Genomic DNA, 13,379 nt, shown 5'->3' with positions numbered 1-13,379 from the left:
TTCGATTATTCATTTCATCTGGCCCTAGCTAAAGTCGAGTGAAGATGTTCCATCCCGTCTTCACCCGCAGGAGCCAGCCATGAGCCAGTCCGATAACAACAGCCCGAAATGTCCGTATCACACCGCGCCGTCGCCTGCGGAAGGCGCCCAGCAGCAGCGCGAGCTGAGCACTACCCCGAAGCAGAAGCACGGCGATGAACCGGTCACGCCGATGACCACGGCCTTCGGCGCACCGGTGGTGGACAACCAGAACAGCAAGACCGCCGGCCCGCGTGGCCCGCTGCTGATGGAAGACGTGTGGCTGCTGGAAAAGCTGGCCAACCTCAACCGCGAGATCATTCCCGAGCGCCGCATGCACGCCAAGGGCTCGGGCGCATTCGGCACCTTCACCGTCACTCACGACATCAGCAAGTACACCCGCGCCAAGCTGTTCGAGAAGGTCGGCAAGCAGACCGAGATGTTCGCCCGCTTCACCACGGTGGCCGGCGAGCGTGGCGCCGCCGACGCCGAGCGTGACATCCGCGGCTTCGCCCTGAAGTTCTACACCGAAGAAGGCAATTGGGACCTGGTCGGCAACAACACGCCGGTGTTCTTCCTGCGCGACCCGCGCAAGTTCGCCGACCTCAACAAGGCCGTCAAGCGCGACCCGCATACCAACCTGCGCAGCGCACGCAACAACTGGGATTTCTGGACGCTGCTGCCCGAAGCCCTGCTGCAGGTGACCGTGGTGATGAGCGACCGCGGCATTCCGCGCAGCTTCCGCCACATGCACGGTTTCGGCTCGCACACCTACAGCTTCACCAACGCCGACAGCGAGCGCTTCTGGGTGAAGTTCCACTTCGTCAGCCAGCAGGGCATCGAATCGCTGACCGACGCGCAGGCGCAGATCCTGGTCGGCCATGACCGCGAAAGCCACGGCCGCGACCTGTTCGCCGCGATCGAGAAGGGCGACTTCCCGAAGTGGAAACTGTTCATCCAGGTCATGCCGGAACTGGAGGCGGAAACCTACCGCATCCATCCGTTCGACCTGACCAAGGTGTGGCCGAAGAGCGACTACCCGCTGATCGAAGTGGGCCAGTTCGAACTGAACCGCAACCCGGTCAACTGGTACCAGGACGTGGAGCAGTCGGCGTTCGCGCCGAGCAACCTGGTGCCGGGCATCGGCCCGTCGCCGGACAAGATGCTGCAGGCGCGCCTGTTCGCCTACTCCGATGCGCAGCGCTACCGCCTGGGCGTCAACCACCACCAGATTCCGGTGAACGCGGCGCGCTGCCCGGTGCACAGCAACCACCGCGACGGTGCGATGCGCGTGGACGGCAACTACGGCGGCCTGCCGCACTACGAACCCAACAGCTACGGCCAGTGGCAGGAACAGCCGCAGTACCGCGAACCGCCGATGAAGATCCGGGGCGACGCCGACTTCTGGAACTTCCGTGAGGACGACGCCGACTACTTCAGCCAGCCCGGTGCGTTGTTCCGCAGCTACAACCAGGCACAGAAGGAGCGACTGTTCGCCAACACCGCCCGTGCCCTGGGCGATGCGCCGGACTTCATCAAGCAGCGCCACATCGACAACTGCAGCAAGGCCGACCCGGCCTATGGCGCTGGTGTTGCCGCGGCGCTGAAGGCGCTGGCCAGCCAGCCAACGGACCCGTTCAAGCCGGCCCAGCCGGAAGCGGACTTCCCCACCGCGACCCCGGGTGCCGAAGACATCGAGCTCTGATCGCCCTGCCCCGTGAACGCCACGCCGCCTCCCCGTGAGGCGGCGTCGCCGTTTTAACGGTCTGCGTCGTACCTTCTGCACGCCCAACCCCAATCAAGGATTCCGCAGATGAGCCTGACCGACGAACTTCTCGCCAAATTGCAGGGCGCCCCGCTGCAGCAGGTATCGCAGCAGCTCGGCATCAGCGATACCCAGGCCTCCGGTGCGATCAGTGCCGCGCTGCCGGTGCTGATGGGCGCGCTGGGCAACAACGCCTCGCAGCCGCAGGGCGCACAGGCGCTGCTCGGTGCACTGCAGAACAACCACAGCGGCCTGGACCTGGGCAGCGTGCTCGGCTCGGTACTGGGCGGCGGTGGCGGTGGCGCCGCCAGCGACGGTGCCGGCATCCTCGGCCACATCTTCGGCGGCAGCCAGCAGAAGGTGGAAACCGGCCTGGCCCAGGCCACCCAGCTCGACAGCGGCCGTACCAGCCAGCTGCTGCAGATCCTCGCACCGATCGTGATGGCCTTCCTCGCCCAGCGCCTCGGTGGTGGCCAGGCCGATGCCGGCTCGCTCAGCCAGGCCCTCGGCCAGGAAAAGCAGCAGGTGCAGCAACAGGGTGGTCTTGCCGGCGGCCTGCTTGGCAGCGTGCTGGACCAGGACGGTGACGGCCAGCTCGGCGTGGGCGATCTGCTGAAGATCGGCGGCAGCCTGCTGGGCGGCAAGCGCTGAGCCAAGGGGGCGCCGGACCCGGTCTGGCGCCCTGCAACTTACAACGCGTCGATATCGCCGAGCGCGCGGATCAACCGCCGTGCGCGTTTGTCCGGCTTGTGCTCCGGCGGCTGGAAACCATCGCGTGCGGCGATGCGCAGCGCACGCTGCTCGGCGCGGCGGGCCCTGGAGGCCTCACTCTCGGCATACAGCTGCTGCGCCGCCGGCGCCGGCCCGCGCTGATCGCTCAGCCCCAGCACCTGGATCTCGAAATGCTCCTCGCCGCGATCCACCTGCAGCTGCTCGCCGACGCGCACCGCGCGTGAGGATTTCGGGCGCTGCCCAGCCACGCTGACCTTGCCGGTCTCGATGGCCTGCTTGGCCAGGCTGCGGGTCTTGAAGAAACGGGCCGCCCACAGCCAGATGTCCAGGCGGACACTGGGCGGCAGCGGGGAAAGCTCGGTCATCGGCAGGGACTACTCCGTTCGCTTGTTCAGGGGACGCGGGTTGTCGGGGTCGGTGCGGCAGCCGCTGCCCCCGATCAGGGTGGGTACGCCGGCAGAAAGATCCTGGCGCTGGCTGCCGACCAGGCACTCGGGCCGGTCGGTGGGCCGCACCTGGGTATCGCCCAGCCGGTCACCTGTCGAACATGCGGCCAGTACGACGCTGATCAAGGCCAGCGCCAGGCTCCACTTCACCTGCAGTCGTTGATGCATTGCCACATCCCGCAAACCGGCTTGGTGCTAGTGTGCGCCTCCCGGGATTCGATCACCACTCCATGGCCAAAGCGCCGCTTGACCTGACCTCCGGCCCGATCGGCCGCAATCTCCTGCTGTTTTCCCTGCCGATCCTGGCAGGCAACATCGCGCAGTCGCTGAACGGTTCGGTGAATGCGGTCTGGGTCGGGCGCTTCCTCGGTGAGGCGGCACTGACCGCCACCGCGAACGCCAACAACATCATGTTCTTCCTGATCGGCTCAGTGTTCGGCTTCGGCATGGCTTCGACCATCCTGATCGGACAGGCGATCGGCGCGCGTGACATCGCGCAGGCGCGGCGCGTGGTCGGCACCAGTGCCACCTTCTTCATCGGCCTGTCGGTGATCATCGCCATCGCCGGTTGGTTCATGGCCCATCCGCTGCTGGCGGCGATGGGCACGCCGGCCGCCTCGCTGCCATTGGCCGAGGCCTACCTGCAGATCATCTTCCTGGCGATGCCGACGCTGTACGCGTTCGCCTTCCTCACCGCCGCCCTGCGCGGTGCCGGTGATTCGCGCACGCCGTTCCGCTTCCTGATGGTATCGGTGGCACTGGACATCGTGCTGAACCCTGTACTGATCTTCGGCATGGGGCCCTTCCCCGCGCTGGGCATCGCCGGCTCGGCCTGGGCCACGCTGGTCGCGCAGACGCTGTCGCTGGCCGGCCTGCTGCTGTACATGCGGCACAAGCGCCACACCCTGTGGCTGGGCCGCGCCGACCTGCGCCTGTTCAAGCTCGACATGACCATCCTCAAGGCGCTGGTGGTCAAGGGCGTGCCGATGGGCCTGCAGATGGTGCTGATCTCGCTGTCGGTGATCCTGCTGATGACCATGGTCAACCAGTACGGCACCGACACCGCCGCGGGCTACGGCGCGTCCCTGCAGCTGTGGAACTACCTGCAGATGCCGGCGATGGCGATCGGCGCGGCGTGCTCCTCGATGGCCGCACAGAACGTCGGCGCTCAGCGCTGGGACCGCGTGCGCGGTACCGCACGCCAGGGCGTGCTGTTCAACTTCCTGCTGACCGGCGCGCTGATCCTGCCGTTGGTTGTGTTCGATCGCCAGCTGCTGGCGCTGTTCCTGCCGCCGGCCAGCCAGGCGCTGGACATCGCCCGCCACCTCAACCATGTGGTGATCGGCTCGTTCCTGTTCTTCGGCGTCAGCTTCGTGATCTCCGGCGTGGTGCGCTCCACCGGCGCGGTGATTCCGCCACTGCTGATCCTGGCCGGCTCGCTGTGGGGCGTGCGCGTGCCGTTCGCCGAACTGCTGCAGCCGTACTGGGGCGCCGATGCAATCTGGTGGAGCTTCCCGGTCAGCTCGCTGGTGTCGATGCTGCTGTCGCTGGCGTATTACCGCTGGGGCGGCTGGCGCAAGGCGAAGATGATGGGCAAGCCCTCGCATGCCGAAGAACTGGCGACGCCGTCGGAGATTCCGGCCTGTCCGCCGTCGCCGGTGGCCGACCCGGATGCCGCACCACCACGGTAGTGCCGGCCGCCGGCCGGCAACCTCATGGACCGGCCAATGACAAGGTAGTACCGGCCGCTGGCCGGCAACCTCACACCTCTCCAGCAGCATCGCGCAACAGCCGGCCAGCGGCCGGCTCTACCGTTTCTTCTTCGCCGCATTGAACGCCGCCGCTGCGCGCAGCAGCGCCTTGAACGCAGCGGCATCCGGCATCGCACCTTCATGGATGTCGATCGCACGCCGCGTGTTGCCCTCCAGGCTGGCGTTGAACAGGCCCTTCGGGTCCGCCAGCGCCGCACCGTTGGCGAAGGTCAGTTTCACTGCCTGCTTGTAGGTTTCGCCGGTGCACAGGATGCCGTTGTGCTCCCACACCGGTGTACCCCGCCACTTCCAGGCTTCCTGCACGTCCGGCAGCGCTTCATGGATCAATGCACGCACGCGTGCCAGCGTTTCGCCGCGCCAGTCTCCCAGTTCGGCGATGCGTGCATCGATCAGTTCGGTCGCCGGTGTTACGGCATCGTCAGGGTTCGGCGCGTGCGTGGCCATCAGCGGTTCTCGTCGGGAAAGGAATCAGAACGGTGGGCTTACATGCGCTCGCCGGGCAACGCAGCGGCCTGGCGCACCCAGTCGAGGAACTGTGCCTCATCCAGCGCGCCATCCTGTGCGATATGCAGGTAGCGCGTATCGGCACTCCTGGACGGCTCGGGCGGCATCGGCTTCAGCACCGCGCCACGGAAGAACGCCACCTTGATGTAGCGGGTGAAGCAATGGAAGCTGAGAAACCAGCCTTCGCCCGGCGCCACCGCATACATCGGCGAGTTCCACTTCACCGCCTTGTGCACGCCGGGTACGGCCCGTTCGATCAACGCATCCAGCTGTGCGCCGACCGGGCGTTTCCAGTCCGGCATGGCGGCGATGTATGCCTGCACCGGAGCATCGCCCTCGCCCTTGGCGATCCGGGGGTTGCCGCCGGACAACAGCGTGGGCGCGGTGGAAGGTGCGGTTCGCTTGGCAGGCATCGCACGGCACGTCCATCGGGATGAAACCGCAGCCTAGCGCGGCCCGTAGCCAGCGGTCACGGCGCAGTGCGCCATCGGCTCAGTCCGCCTGCCGCGCCCGGAACTGGCGCCAATCCGGCAGCTTGCGGTGGCGGCGCAGCGAGCGCATCAGCGCCGCCATCACAAGGCCGAACAGCGCGCCGGCCACCAGACCGGCCACCAGCAACAGCACCAGCGGACGTTCGCTGCCCTGCCACAGCATCAGCCACATCAGCGCGGTCCAGAACAGCCCGAACAGCAGGCCCTGCACCAACGCGTTGGTGCCAAAGCCGGCCAGGATCGGTGGCGGCAGTGCGATGCCCAGGCGCCACAGCAGGCGATGCAGCAACGGCGCCGATTGCACGCGTGCCAATCCCTTGCCGTCGAGGAAGCGCAACGCCGACTGGATCACGGCCGGATAGCGAAGGTTGATGTCGTTCATCACCTGATCGTGGCCGATGCGATGCCGGAAACGCAAACGGCCACCCGAAGGTGGCCGTCGCGGCAACAACCGAAGTTGTTTATCAGGCCTTGTCGGCCAGACGGGCAGCCTTGGCGGCAGCAGCGGCAGCCAGGTCTTCCTTGATGCGGGCGGCCTTGCCTTCCAGGCCACGCAGGTAGTACAGCTTGCCGGCGCGGACCTTACCACGACGCTTCACTTCGACCGAGTCGATGATGGCGCTGTGGGTCTGGAAAACGCGCTCGACGCCGTAGCCGTGCGAGATCTTGCGCACGGTGAACGAGGAGTTCAGGCCGGCGTTCTTGGTGGCGATGACGACGCCTTCGTAGGCCTGCACGCGCTCGCGGCTGCCTTCCTTCACCTTCACGTTGACGACAACGGTGTCGCCCTGGCTGAACTTCGGCAGTTCACGGGTGATCTGGGCGGATTCGAATTCCGCGACGATGGACTTGTTCAGCTTGCTCATGGGTTACACCGATTCTTGTTCGGGTGGGCGTGTCGTATCGACAACGTAGGCTCATGCAGTCACCGGACTGTGCTGCACGTTTGTTTTGGGTACTGCGCGCGCCGACCAGGGCCGACGGGAATTGGCCATGATAGCCGATAAAGCCGACCCTGCGCTAGGGGCTGGCCTTCTGGTTGCGGGCCTGGCGGCCCTGCTCCAGCAGTTTGCGGTCGGCCTTGCCCAGTGCCTGTTCATCCAGCAGGTCCGGGCGCCGCTCGGCGGTCCGGAGCAGCGACTGCTGGCGGCGCCAGGAGGCGATGGCCGCGTGGTTGCCCGAGCGCAGCACGTCCGGCACGTCACCCAGCGGGTGCTGGGCCGGCTGGCTGTAGTGCGGGCAGTCGAGCAGGCCGAGGTCGCCCTCGAAGCTGTCCTGCGCCGCCGATTCGGCGTCGTTCAGGGCACCGTCCTGCAGGCGGGCCACGGCGTCGATGATCACCGCCGCGCCCAGTTCACCCCCGGACAGCACGTAGTCGCCGAGGGAGATCTCCTCGTCGACATTGGCCTCCAGGAAACGCTCGTCGATGCCCTCGTAGCGGCCGCAGAGCAGGACCACGCGCGGCAGCGCCGCCAGTTCCCGCACCTTGGCCTGGGTCAGCGGCGCCCCCTGCGGGCTGAGGTAGATCACCCGCGCCGGGGTCGGATCGGCCTCGCGGATCGCCTGCAGGCAGGCCTGCAGCGGCTCGATCAGCATCACCATGCCCGGGCCACCACCGAACGGACGGTCGTCCACGCGGCGGTAGTTGCCTTCGGCGTAATCACGGGGGTTCCAGCCGTGCAGGCTGAACAGCCCCTTCTCCTGCGCGCGCCCGACCACGCCCAGTCCGGCGGACTGGGCGAGGAACTCGGGGAACAGGGTGATGACGTCGAAACGCATGCTCACGCTCAGAACTCGGGATCCCAGTCGACCACGACCAGGTTGGCCTCGAAGTCGACCGACTTGACGAAGTCCGGCTGTACGAACGGAATCATCCGCTCGCGGTCACCGCGGACCACTACCACGTCGTTGGCGCCGGTGCTGAACAGGTGCGAGACCTGGCCCAGGGCAACGCCCTCGGTGGTCTTCACGTCCAGGCCTTCCAGGTCCACCCAGTAGTACTCATCGGGCTTCGGCGGCGGCAATGCACTGCGGGCCACGTAGATCTCGGTGCCGCGCATCGCTTCGACGGTATCGCGGTCCTCGACGCCGGGGAAACGGGCGACCAGGTGCTTGCCGCTGTCGCGGCCACGCACACCTTCAATCGTGGTTTCCACGCCGGACGGGCTGCGCACGATCCACGGCTGGTAACGGAAAATGGCGGAACGTGGCTCGGTCCAGGACTCGAGCTTGATTTCGCCGCGCACACCAAAAGCGCCGACAACCCTGCCCAGCAGGATGCGGCGCTCGATATCTTTCATCTGCTTCAACCAAGAGGGCCACGCCGAAGCGTGGCCCGTCAGGATCAGGCCGCAGCGGCCTGGGACTTGGTCGCTTCCTTGATCAGGTTGCGGACCTTGTCGGTCGGCTGGGCGCCGTTCTTGACCCAATGGTCAACGCGGGCCAGGTCCAGCTCGATGCGCTTCTCGGCGCCCTGGGCAACCGGGTTGTAGAAGCCAACGCGCTCGATGTTGCGGCCGTCGCGCGCGCTGCGCACGTCGGTGACGATGATGTGGTAGAACGGACGCTTCTTGGCGCCGCCGCGGGTCAGTCGAATCTTGACCATGGTGTTTTTCCTATTGCCCAGTCGCCAGGATGGCGAGGTAAGCGGGCGATTATAGCGGCAGAGCCCGGCCGAGCCAACCCCGGGGAACCCGCCCGGGGTCAGAACCCTTTTGCGCCGCAAAAGGGATCTGACCCCAATCTGTCCCAAGGCACCGCCGCCAGCACCGCCCTGCCCTGTTCAGCCAGCGTCTGCGAGCTTGGCAGGACATGCCCGTCAATGGCGTCCAGCGCCCAAAGACCGCTGGCGTTGCAGGCAAACGCGCTCTTCACACCGGCCAGGTCCGCCAGCCGCAACGGCTGCGTCGCCTGCGCCCCCGGCCAATGCTGCTTCAACAGCGCCTCGGCGGTCCCGCGCAGGGCCGGCGCCTGCGGCCAGAGCAGCCGTTCACCATCGTGCACGGCCAGGTTCCAGGTGCTCCCTTCACTCACGTCGCCATCGGCGGTCACGAACAGCACATCGTCGAATCCATGCGCCATCGCCGCGCGACGCGCGGCAAACAGGCCAAATGTGCCCACATGCTTGATCTGCGGCATTTCGCGCTGCCAGGCCACGCTGCGCACGCGCTTGGGCGCGGCCAGGGCCACCGGCGCTGAAACTGCCACCAGCACGTCCACCGGCACGGTCGCCAGCGGATTGCGGAAATCGAAGCGGCGCGAGTACACCGTCACCCGCAGCGAGGCATCGGCCAGGCCGGCCTGCCGCAGCGCCTGCGACATCCACGCCTGCACCTGCACCGTGTCCAGTTCGCTGCCGAACAGTTCGCGCGTGGCCTGCGACAGCCGCGCCAGATGCAGGTCCAGCCCCTGCACTGCACCACCACGCACCTGCAGCGAGGTGAAGTGGCCGTAGTTCACCAGCGCCGGCAGCAGGTCCGCCACCTGCGCCGGCTGACCATTGCAGGTGACCCTCATCGCAGCAGCGCCTGCGCCTGTTCCCACATGCCGCGCAGCACGTCGGCGGCCGGCTGTGCAGGCGCCATCCACGCCGACTGCCCGGCCCAGGCCTGCATCGCCGCCAGGCGATTTTCCTGCACGGCCTGCTTGCGCATCGGCGCGGTCAGGCCACGCTGCACCGGGTACGGGCGCGGCGCAGGGGCGCCTTCGGCAGCAGCGGCGCGCACATACGCGGTCGCCAGGCCGCGGCCAAGGCGGCCGCTGAACGCACGCGTCGGCCAGGTATCTTCCGGTTCGCTGGCGGCCAGCCCATCGGCCCACGCCGACGCGATCGCCGCCTCAGGCGTGCGCAGGAAGGCGGTGCCGATCTGGACGGCGCTGGCCCCCAGGGTGAGTGCGGCAGCAATGCCACGGCCATCGGCGATGCCACCGGCAGCGATCACCGGAATCTGCAGGTGATCGGCCAGGCGCGGCAACAGCGCGAACAGCCCGACCAGCTGGCGTTCGGCCATTGCCGGATCAAACGCACCGCGATGGCCACCGGCCTCCATGCCCTGCGCCACCACGGCGTCGGCACCGGCGTCCTGTGCGGCACGCGCTTCGGACAAGGTGGTCGCGCAGGCGATCCAGGCAATGCCGGCGTCCTTCAGCTGCTGCACGTGGCGCGGCAGCAGAACGCCCATGATGGTCGAGGCCACCGCCGGGCGTGCCGCAAGCAACGCAGCGAACTGTTCTTCGAAATCGGCAGGCGTGGCGTCGGCGGCGCTGGCCGGCACGTCCGGGCCCCACTGCGCGAGGAAAGCGCGGCTGGCGGCCTCGGCAGCGACATCACGGCTCGGTGCGGGGTCCGGCACCCACAGGTTCACCTGCGCCGGGCCGGTGGAGGTCGCGCGGAAGTCCTCCATCCAGCGACCGATGTCGGCCGACGACGACAGCACCGCGCCCATCGCCCCCATGCTGCCGGCATTGGCCAGCGCGGCGGACAACGGTACGGGGCAGGCACCGGCCATCGGTGCCAGCAGGATCGGAACGGAAATGCCAAAGCGCTGGCAGAACGCCTCGACGCGGGAAGTTACAGCGGAACTCTGCATGATGGCCCATCGTTTCGGACAGGCCCCCATGGTGCGCGCGGGACAGGGGAAGAGTCGAGCCTGCTGCCCGACCACCTGCTGCGGCGCTTGCGCGCCGCCGCCCGAGCGTGGGCTCGGGCGCTACATCACACTGCGGACGGGGCCGTCATCAACGGAACGGCATGCCACGGCCGCCCATGGCACCCATCATGCCCTTCATGCTGCGCAGCATGCCCTTCATGCCGCCGCCGGCCATCTTGCTCATCATCTTTTCCATCTGCATGTACTGCTTCATCAGCTTGTTGACGTCGGCCGGGGTCACGCCCGAACCCTTGGCGATGCGCGCGCGGCGCGAGCCGTTGAGCAGGTTCGGGTTGCGCCGTTCCTTCTTGGTCATCGAGCCGATGATGGCGATCATGCGCGGCACTTCCTTGCCCTGGCTGACCTGCTGCTTCAGGTGGTCGGGGATGTTGCCCAGGCCCGGCAGCTTGTCCATCAGGCCGCCGATGCCGCCCATGTTCTGCATCTGCTCGAGCTGGTCGCGCATGTCGTTCAGGTCGAACTTCTTCCCCTTCGCGACCTTCTCGGCCAGCTTGGCGGCCTTGTCCTTGTCGACCTGCTGCTCCACCTGCTCGACCAGCGACAGCACGTCGCCCATGTCGAGGATGCGGCTGGCGATGCGGTCCGGATGGAACACGTCCAGGCCTTCCGGCTTTTCGCTGACACCGACGAACTTGATCGGCTTGCCGGTGATGTAGCGCACGCTCAGCGCGGCACCGCCACGGGCGTCACCGTCGGTCTTGGTCAGCACCACGCCGGTCAGCGGCAGCGCGTCGCCGAAGGCCTTGGCGGTGTTGGCCGCGTCCTGGCCGGTCATGGCGTCGACCACGAACAGGGTTTCGGCCGGGTTCACGGCAGCGTGCAGGGCCTTGATCTCGGCCATCATCGCTTCGTCGATGGCCAGGCGGCCGGCGGTATCGACCAGCAGTACGTCGACGAACGACTTGCGGGCATCGTCGATGGCAGCGCGGACGATGGCTTCCGGCTTCTGGTCGGCGCTGGACGGGAAGAACAGCACGCCGACCTGCTCGGCCAGGGTCTTCAACTGCTCGATCGCGGCCGGGCGGTAGACGTCGGCCGAAACCACCATCACCTTCTTCTTGCGCTTTTCCTTCAGGTGCTTGGCCAGCTTGCCCACCGTGGTGGTCTTGCCGGCGCCCTGCAGGCCCGCCATCAGGATGATGGCCGGAGCGGGCACATTGAGGTTCAGGTCGCTGGCCTCGGCACCCATCACCGCGGTCAGCTCGTCGCGCACGACCTTGATCAGGGCCTGGCCCGGGGTCAGCGACTTCAGCACTTCCTGGCCGACCGCGCGCACCTTGATGCGCTCGATCAGGGCCTGCACCACCGGCAGCGCGACGTCGGCTTCGAGCAGCGCGATGCGTACTTCGCGGGTCGCCTCGCGGATGTTCTCCTCGGTCAGGCGGCCGCGGCCACGCAGGCGCTCGATGGTGCCGGAAAGGCGCTGGGTCAAGGACTCGAACATGCGGCGCAACCTGTCTGAAAGCGGGGGACAATAAGGCAGACAGTATAACGGGTCCGGCTGTCCGCCCGGACTGCGACCACCGGGCCGTCGCCAGCATCACAGGGGTATGCGAAACTGCAACGATGACAATCGTTCTCATCGCCGTCCTGCTCTACCTGGCTGCCAGTGCCCTGCTGGTGCGCGCGCTCGGCCGCGATGAAAGCACCGGCTCCCCCACCTGGCTGTGGCCGGCCCTGCCAGCGATGCTGCTGCATGGCGGTTACCACGTGATGGTGGCGATGCGCACCAACGGCGGGCCGGACATGCACTTCTTCGCCGCGCTGTCGCTGGTCGGCCTGGGCATGGCCTGGCTGACCTCGCTGGTGGGCGCGCGCGGCCGCATGTCGGCGCTGGGCGTGGTGGTGTTCCCACTGGCCGCGGTACTGCTTCTGGCCTATCACGGCTACGGCCACGAGCCGAGCAAGGTGCTGGGCTGGCGCCTGGCCAGCCATGCCTGGCTGGCGCTGCTGGCCTACGCCACGCTGAGCATCGCCGCGCTGCTGGCGATCATGCTGTGGCTGCAGGAACGCGCCCTGCGCCGCCGCGAGTTCCGCCCGTGGCTGCGCGCGCTGCCACCGCTGGCCGACCTGGAATCGCTGCTGTTCCGGGTGATCACGGTCGGCTTCGCGCTGCTGACCCTGACCCTGGTCACCGGCGTGCTGTTCGTCGATGACCTGCTGGCGCAGAAGCTGGTGCACAAGACCGTGCTGAGCGTGCTGTCGTGGATCGTGTTCGGCGTGCTGATGATCGGCCGTCGCCGCTACGGCTGGCGCGGCATGAAGGCGGTGCACTGGACGCTGGCGGCAATGCTGTTGCTGCTGCTGGCGTTCTTCGGCAGCCAGTTCGTGATCGAACTGGTGTTCGGGCATTCGCGATAAAGGCGTGCCGACCAACGGTCGGCACCCACCCAACATCACCTGGTAGTGCCGGCCGCTGGCCGGCAACTGGACCGCACCCTGCGTGGATGCTGCCGCCGGTCAGGGCACCGGCTGCGCCAGGATCTTCCGCACCGAACGGCCGCTGTTGGTGAGGATGTCATCGACCTGCCAGCAGCCCTGGCCCTGGCGCACCATCGGCAGACGGGTCACGTAGGCCTTCTTCCATACCGCATAGCGCATCTCGACCTGGCCGGCAGTGGCCGAGGCCTCTTTCCAGCGATAACGCACCGGGGTTTCAATGTCGCCGTCCTGCGCATCCAGCCACGGGTCGGAATCGATCGTGCAGATGCCCTCTTCGCGCTGCTGGCAGGCACGCTCGCCACGCAGTGCCTTGCCGAACGCCGGGCTGACCAGCGCGGGCGGTGGCTCCAGCAGGTCACCATTGCCGGTCGTGGCTTCGAAGAAGGCACGGGCAACGGCCATGGGTTCCTGGCAGGCCGGTGCGGCCTGCACGGTGGGGGCCAGCAGCAGCCCGGCGATCACGAACATCCCTGTCTTTCGCATGTATCTGTCCCTGAGGTAGTGCCGGCCGCTGGCCGGCACTACAGGATATCCCGGTG

General features: G+C 67.4%; 17 protein-coding genes. 4 read left to right on the top strand and 13 right to left on the bottom strand.

Going from position 1 to position 13,379, the window contains the following annotated elements:
- Nucleotides 1–211: 211 nt before the first annotated feature.
- Both VG566_RS04830 and VG566_RS04825 read left to right on the top strand, forming a co-directional pair.
- Nucleotides 212–1,723, top strand: a complete 1,512-nt coding sequence (locus VG566_RS04830; protein ID WP_185741883.1) for a catalase — start codon at nt 212–214, stop codon at nt 1,721–1,723.
- 108 nt (nt 1,724–1,831) lie between these two features.
- Nucleotides 1,832–2,434 carry a DUF937 domain-containing protein gene (locus VG566_RS04825; RefSeq protein WP_014646409.1) on the top strand — a complete coding sequence of 201 codons (603 nt, stop codon included), beginning with the start codon at nt 1,832–1,834 and terminating at the stop codon, nt 2,432–2,434.
- Between the two features lie 38 nt (nt 2,435–2,472).
- On the opposite strand, the gene VG566_RS04820 is transcribed toward VG566_RS04825, so the two are convergent.
- Nucleotides 2,473–2,880 carry an RNA-binding S4 domain-containing protein gene (locus VG566_RS04820; RefSeq protein ID WP_014646408.1) on the bottom strand — a complete coding sequence of 136 codons (408 nt, stop codon included), beginning with the start codon at nt 2,878–2,880 and terminating at the stop codon, nt 2,473–2,475.
- Nucleotides 2,881–2,889: 9 nt separating this feature from the next.
- Nucleotides 2,890–3,129, bottom strand: a complete 240-nt coding sequence (locus VG566_RS04815; protein ID WP_014646407.1) for a hypothetical protein — start codon at nt 3,127–3,129, stop codon at nt 2,890–2,892.
- 62 nt (nt 3,130–3,191) lie between these two features.
- Between VG566_RS04815 and VG566_RS04810 the strand changes: the two genes are divergently transcribed.
- On the top strand, nt 3,192–4,652 hold the full coding sequence (locus VG566_RS04810; RefSeq protein WP_014646406.1) for an MATE family efflux transporter: 1,461 nt from the start codon (nt 3,192–3,194) through the stop codon (nt 4,650–4,652).
- Between the two features lie 117 nt (nt 4,653–4,769).
- Here VG566_RS04810 and VG566_RS04805 read toward each other — a convergent pair whose 3' ends face one another.
- The 10 genes from VG566_RS04805 to ffh form a co-directional block, all read right to left on the bottom strand.
- Nucleotides 4,770–5,177 (bottom strand): DUF1801 domain-containing protein, encoded by a 408-nt coding sequence (locus VG566_RS04805; RefSeq protein WP_241884139.1) that lies wholly within the window; start codon nt 5,175–5,177, stop codon nt 4,770–4,772.
- Between the two features lie 38 nt (nt 5,178–5,215).
- Nucleotides 5,216–5,650 (bottom strand): DUF1801 domain-containing protein, encoded by a 435-nt coding sequence (locus tag VG566_RS04800; RefSeq protein WP_032956352.1) that lies wholly within the window; start codon nt 5,648–5,650, stop codon nt 5,216–5,218.
- A gap of 79 nt (nt 5,651–5,729) precedes the next feature.
- Nucleotides 5,730–6,110 (bottom strand): DUF6404 family protein, encoded by a 381-nt coding sequence (locus VG566_RS04795; RefSeq protein ID WP_032956354.1) that lies wholly within the window; start codon nt 6,108–6,110, stop codon nt 5,730–5,732.
- Nucleotides 6,111–6,192: 82 nt separating this feature from the next.
- The gene (rplS, locus tag VG566_RS04790; RefSeq protein WP_005415736.1) at nt 6,193–6,594 is read right to left on the bottom strand and encodes a 50S ribosomal protein L19; all 402 of its coding nucleotides are present in this window, start codon (nt 6,592–6,594) and stop codon (nt 6,193–6,195) included.
- Nucleotides 6,595–6,748: 154 nt separating this feature from the next.
- A complete protein-coding gene (trmD, locus tag VG566_RS04785) occupies nt 6,749–7,507 on the bottom strand; it encodes a tRNA (guanosine(37)-N1)-methyltransferase TrmD (protein ID WP_032956355.1) in 759 nt (252 codons plus the stop codon).
- Nucleotides 7,508–7,515: 8 nt separating this feature from the next.
- Nucleotides 7,516–8,028, bottom strand: coding sequence for a ribosome maturation factor RimM (gene rimM / locus VG566_RS04780; protein WP_005408595.1), 513 nt, complete (start codon nt 8,026–8,028; stop codon nt 7,516–7,518).
- A 44-nt stretch (nt 8,029–8,072) separates the two neighbouring features.
- Nucleotides 8,073–8,333 carry a 30S ribosomal protein S16 gene (gene rpsP / locus VG566_RS04775; RefSeq protein WP_005415733.1) on the bottom strand — a complete coding sequence of 87 codons (261 nt, stop codon included), beginning with the start codon at nt 8,331–8,333 and terminating at the stop codon, nt 8,073–8,075.
- A gap of 98 nt (nt 8,334–8,431) precedes the next feature.
- Nucleotides 8,432–9,244 (bottom strand): aminotransferase class IV family protein, encoded by an 813-nt coding sequence (locus VG566_RS04770; RefSeq protein WP_241884138.1) that lies wholly within the window; start codon nt 9,242–9,244, stop codon nt 8,432–8,434.
- Nucleotides 9,241–10,317: an NAD(P)H-dependent flavin oxidoreductase gene (locus VG566_RS04765; protein WP_241884137.1), complete on the bottom strand. Its 1,077-nt coding sequence runs from the start codon at nt 10,315–10,317 to the stop codon at nt 9,241–9,243. The genes VG566_RS04770 and VG566_RS04765 overlap by 4 nt, the downstream gene beginning before the upstream one ends.
- A gap of 148 nt (nt 10,318–10,465) precedes the next feature.
- Nucleotides 10,466–11,842: a signal recognition particle protein gene (gene ffh, locus VG566_RS04760; protein WP_014036403.1), complete on the bottom strand. Its 1,377-nt coding sequence runs from the start codon at nt 11,840–11,842 to the stop codon at nt 10,466–10,468.
- A gap of 122 nt (nt 11,843–11,964) precedes the next feature.
- On the opposite strand from ffh, the gene VG566_RS04755 reads away from it, so the two are divergent.
- Nucleotides 11,965–12,759 carry a cytochrome C assembly family protein gene (locus tag VG566_RS04755; protein ID WP_014646399.1) on the top strand — a complete coding sequence of 265 codons (795 nt, stop codon included), beginning with the start codon at nt 11,965–11,967 and terminating at the stop codon, nt 12,757–12,759.
- Nucleotides 12,760–12,858: 99 nt separating this feature from the next.
- Here VG566_RS04755 and VG566_RS04750 read toward each other — a convergent pair whose 3' ends face one another.
- Nucleotides 12,859–13,323: a hypothetical protein gene (locus tag VG566_RS04750; RefSeq protein WP_046429584.1), complete on the bottom strand. Its 465-nt coding sequence runs from the start codon at nt 13,321–13,323 to the stop codon at nt 12,859–12,861.
- Between the last annotated feature and the right edge of the window lie 56 nt (nt 13,324–13,379).

Origin of the sequence: Stenotrophomonas sp. CASM114 (assembly GCF_049384325.1) — a bacterium.
GTDB lineage: Bacteria > Pseudomonadota > Gammaproteobacteria > Xanthomonadales > Xanthomonadaceae > Stenotrophomonas > Stenotrophomonas muris.
The sequence above is the reverse complement of the archived record's forward strand: the minus strand, read 5'-3'. Positions and strand labels throughout refer to the sequence as shown.

Coding starts and splice junctions, on each gene's coding strand:
- rpsP (WP_005415733.1), bottom strand. CDS start 8,333: ATGGTCAAGATTCGACTGACCCGCGGCGGCGCCAAGAAGCGTCCGTTC.
- VG566_RS04815 (WP_014646407.1), bottom strand. CDS start 3,129: ATGCATCAACGACTGCAGGTGAAGTGGAGCCTGGCGCTGGCCTTGATC.
- VG566_RS04755 (WP_014646399.1), top strand. CDS start 11,965: ATGACAATCGTTCTCATCGCCGTCCTGCTCTACCTGGCTGCCAGTGCC.
- VG566_RS04820 (WP_014646408.1), bottom strand. CDS start 2,880: ATGACCGAGCTTTCCCCGCTGCCGCCCAGTGTCCGCCTGGACATCTGG.
- VG566_RS04800 (WP_032956352.1), bottom strand. CDS start 5,650: ATGCCTGCCAAGCGAACCGCACCTTCCACCGCGCCCACGCTGTTGTCC.
- VG566_RS04825 (WP_014646409.1), top strand. CDS start 1,832: ATGAGCCTGACCGACGAACTTCTCGCCAAATTGCAGGGCGCCCCGCTG.
- VG566_RS04795 (WP_032956354.1), bottom strand. CDS start 6,110: ATGAACGACATCAACCTTCGCTATCCGGCCGTGATCCAGTCGGCGTTG.
- rimM (WP_005408595.1), bottom strand. CDS start 8,028: ATGAAAGATATCGAGCGCCGCATCCTGCTGGGCAGGGTTGTCGGCGCT.
- rplS (WP_005415736.1), bottom strand. CDS start 6,594: ATGAGCAAGCTGAACAAGTCCATCGTCGCGGAATTCGAATCCGCCCAG.
- VG566_RS04810 (WP_014646406.1), top strand. CDS start 3,192: ATGGCCAAAGCGCCGCTTGACCTGACCTCCGGCCCGATCGGCCGCAAT.
- VG566_RS04765 (WP_241884137.1), bottom strand. CDS start 10,317: ATGCAGAGTTCCGCTGTAACTTCCCGCGTCGAGGCGTTCTGCCAGCGC.
- VG566_RS04805 (WP_241884139.1), bottom strand. CDS start 5,177: ATGGCCACGCACGCGCCGAACCCTGACGATGCCGTAACACCGGCGACC.
- VG566_RS04770 (WP_241884138.1), bottom strand. CDS start 9,244: ATGAGGGTCACCTGCAATGGTCAGCCGGCGCAGGTGGCGGACCTGCTG.
- ffh (WP_014036403.1), bottom strand. CDS start 11,842: ATGTTCGAGTCCTTGACCCAGCGCCTTTCCGGCACCATCGAGCGCCTG.
- trmD (WP_032956355.1), bottom strand. CDS start 7,507: ATGCGTTTCGACGTCATCACCCTGTTCCCCGAGTTCCTCGCCCAGTCC.
- VG566_RS04750 (WP_046429584.1), bottom strand. CDS start 13,323: ATGCGAAAGACAGGGATGTTCGTGATCGCCGGGCTGCTGCTGGCCCCC.
- VG566_RS04830 (WP_185741883.1), top strand. CDS start 212: ATGACCACGGCCTTCGGCGCACCGGTGGTGGACAACCAGAACAGCAAG.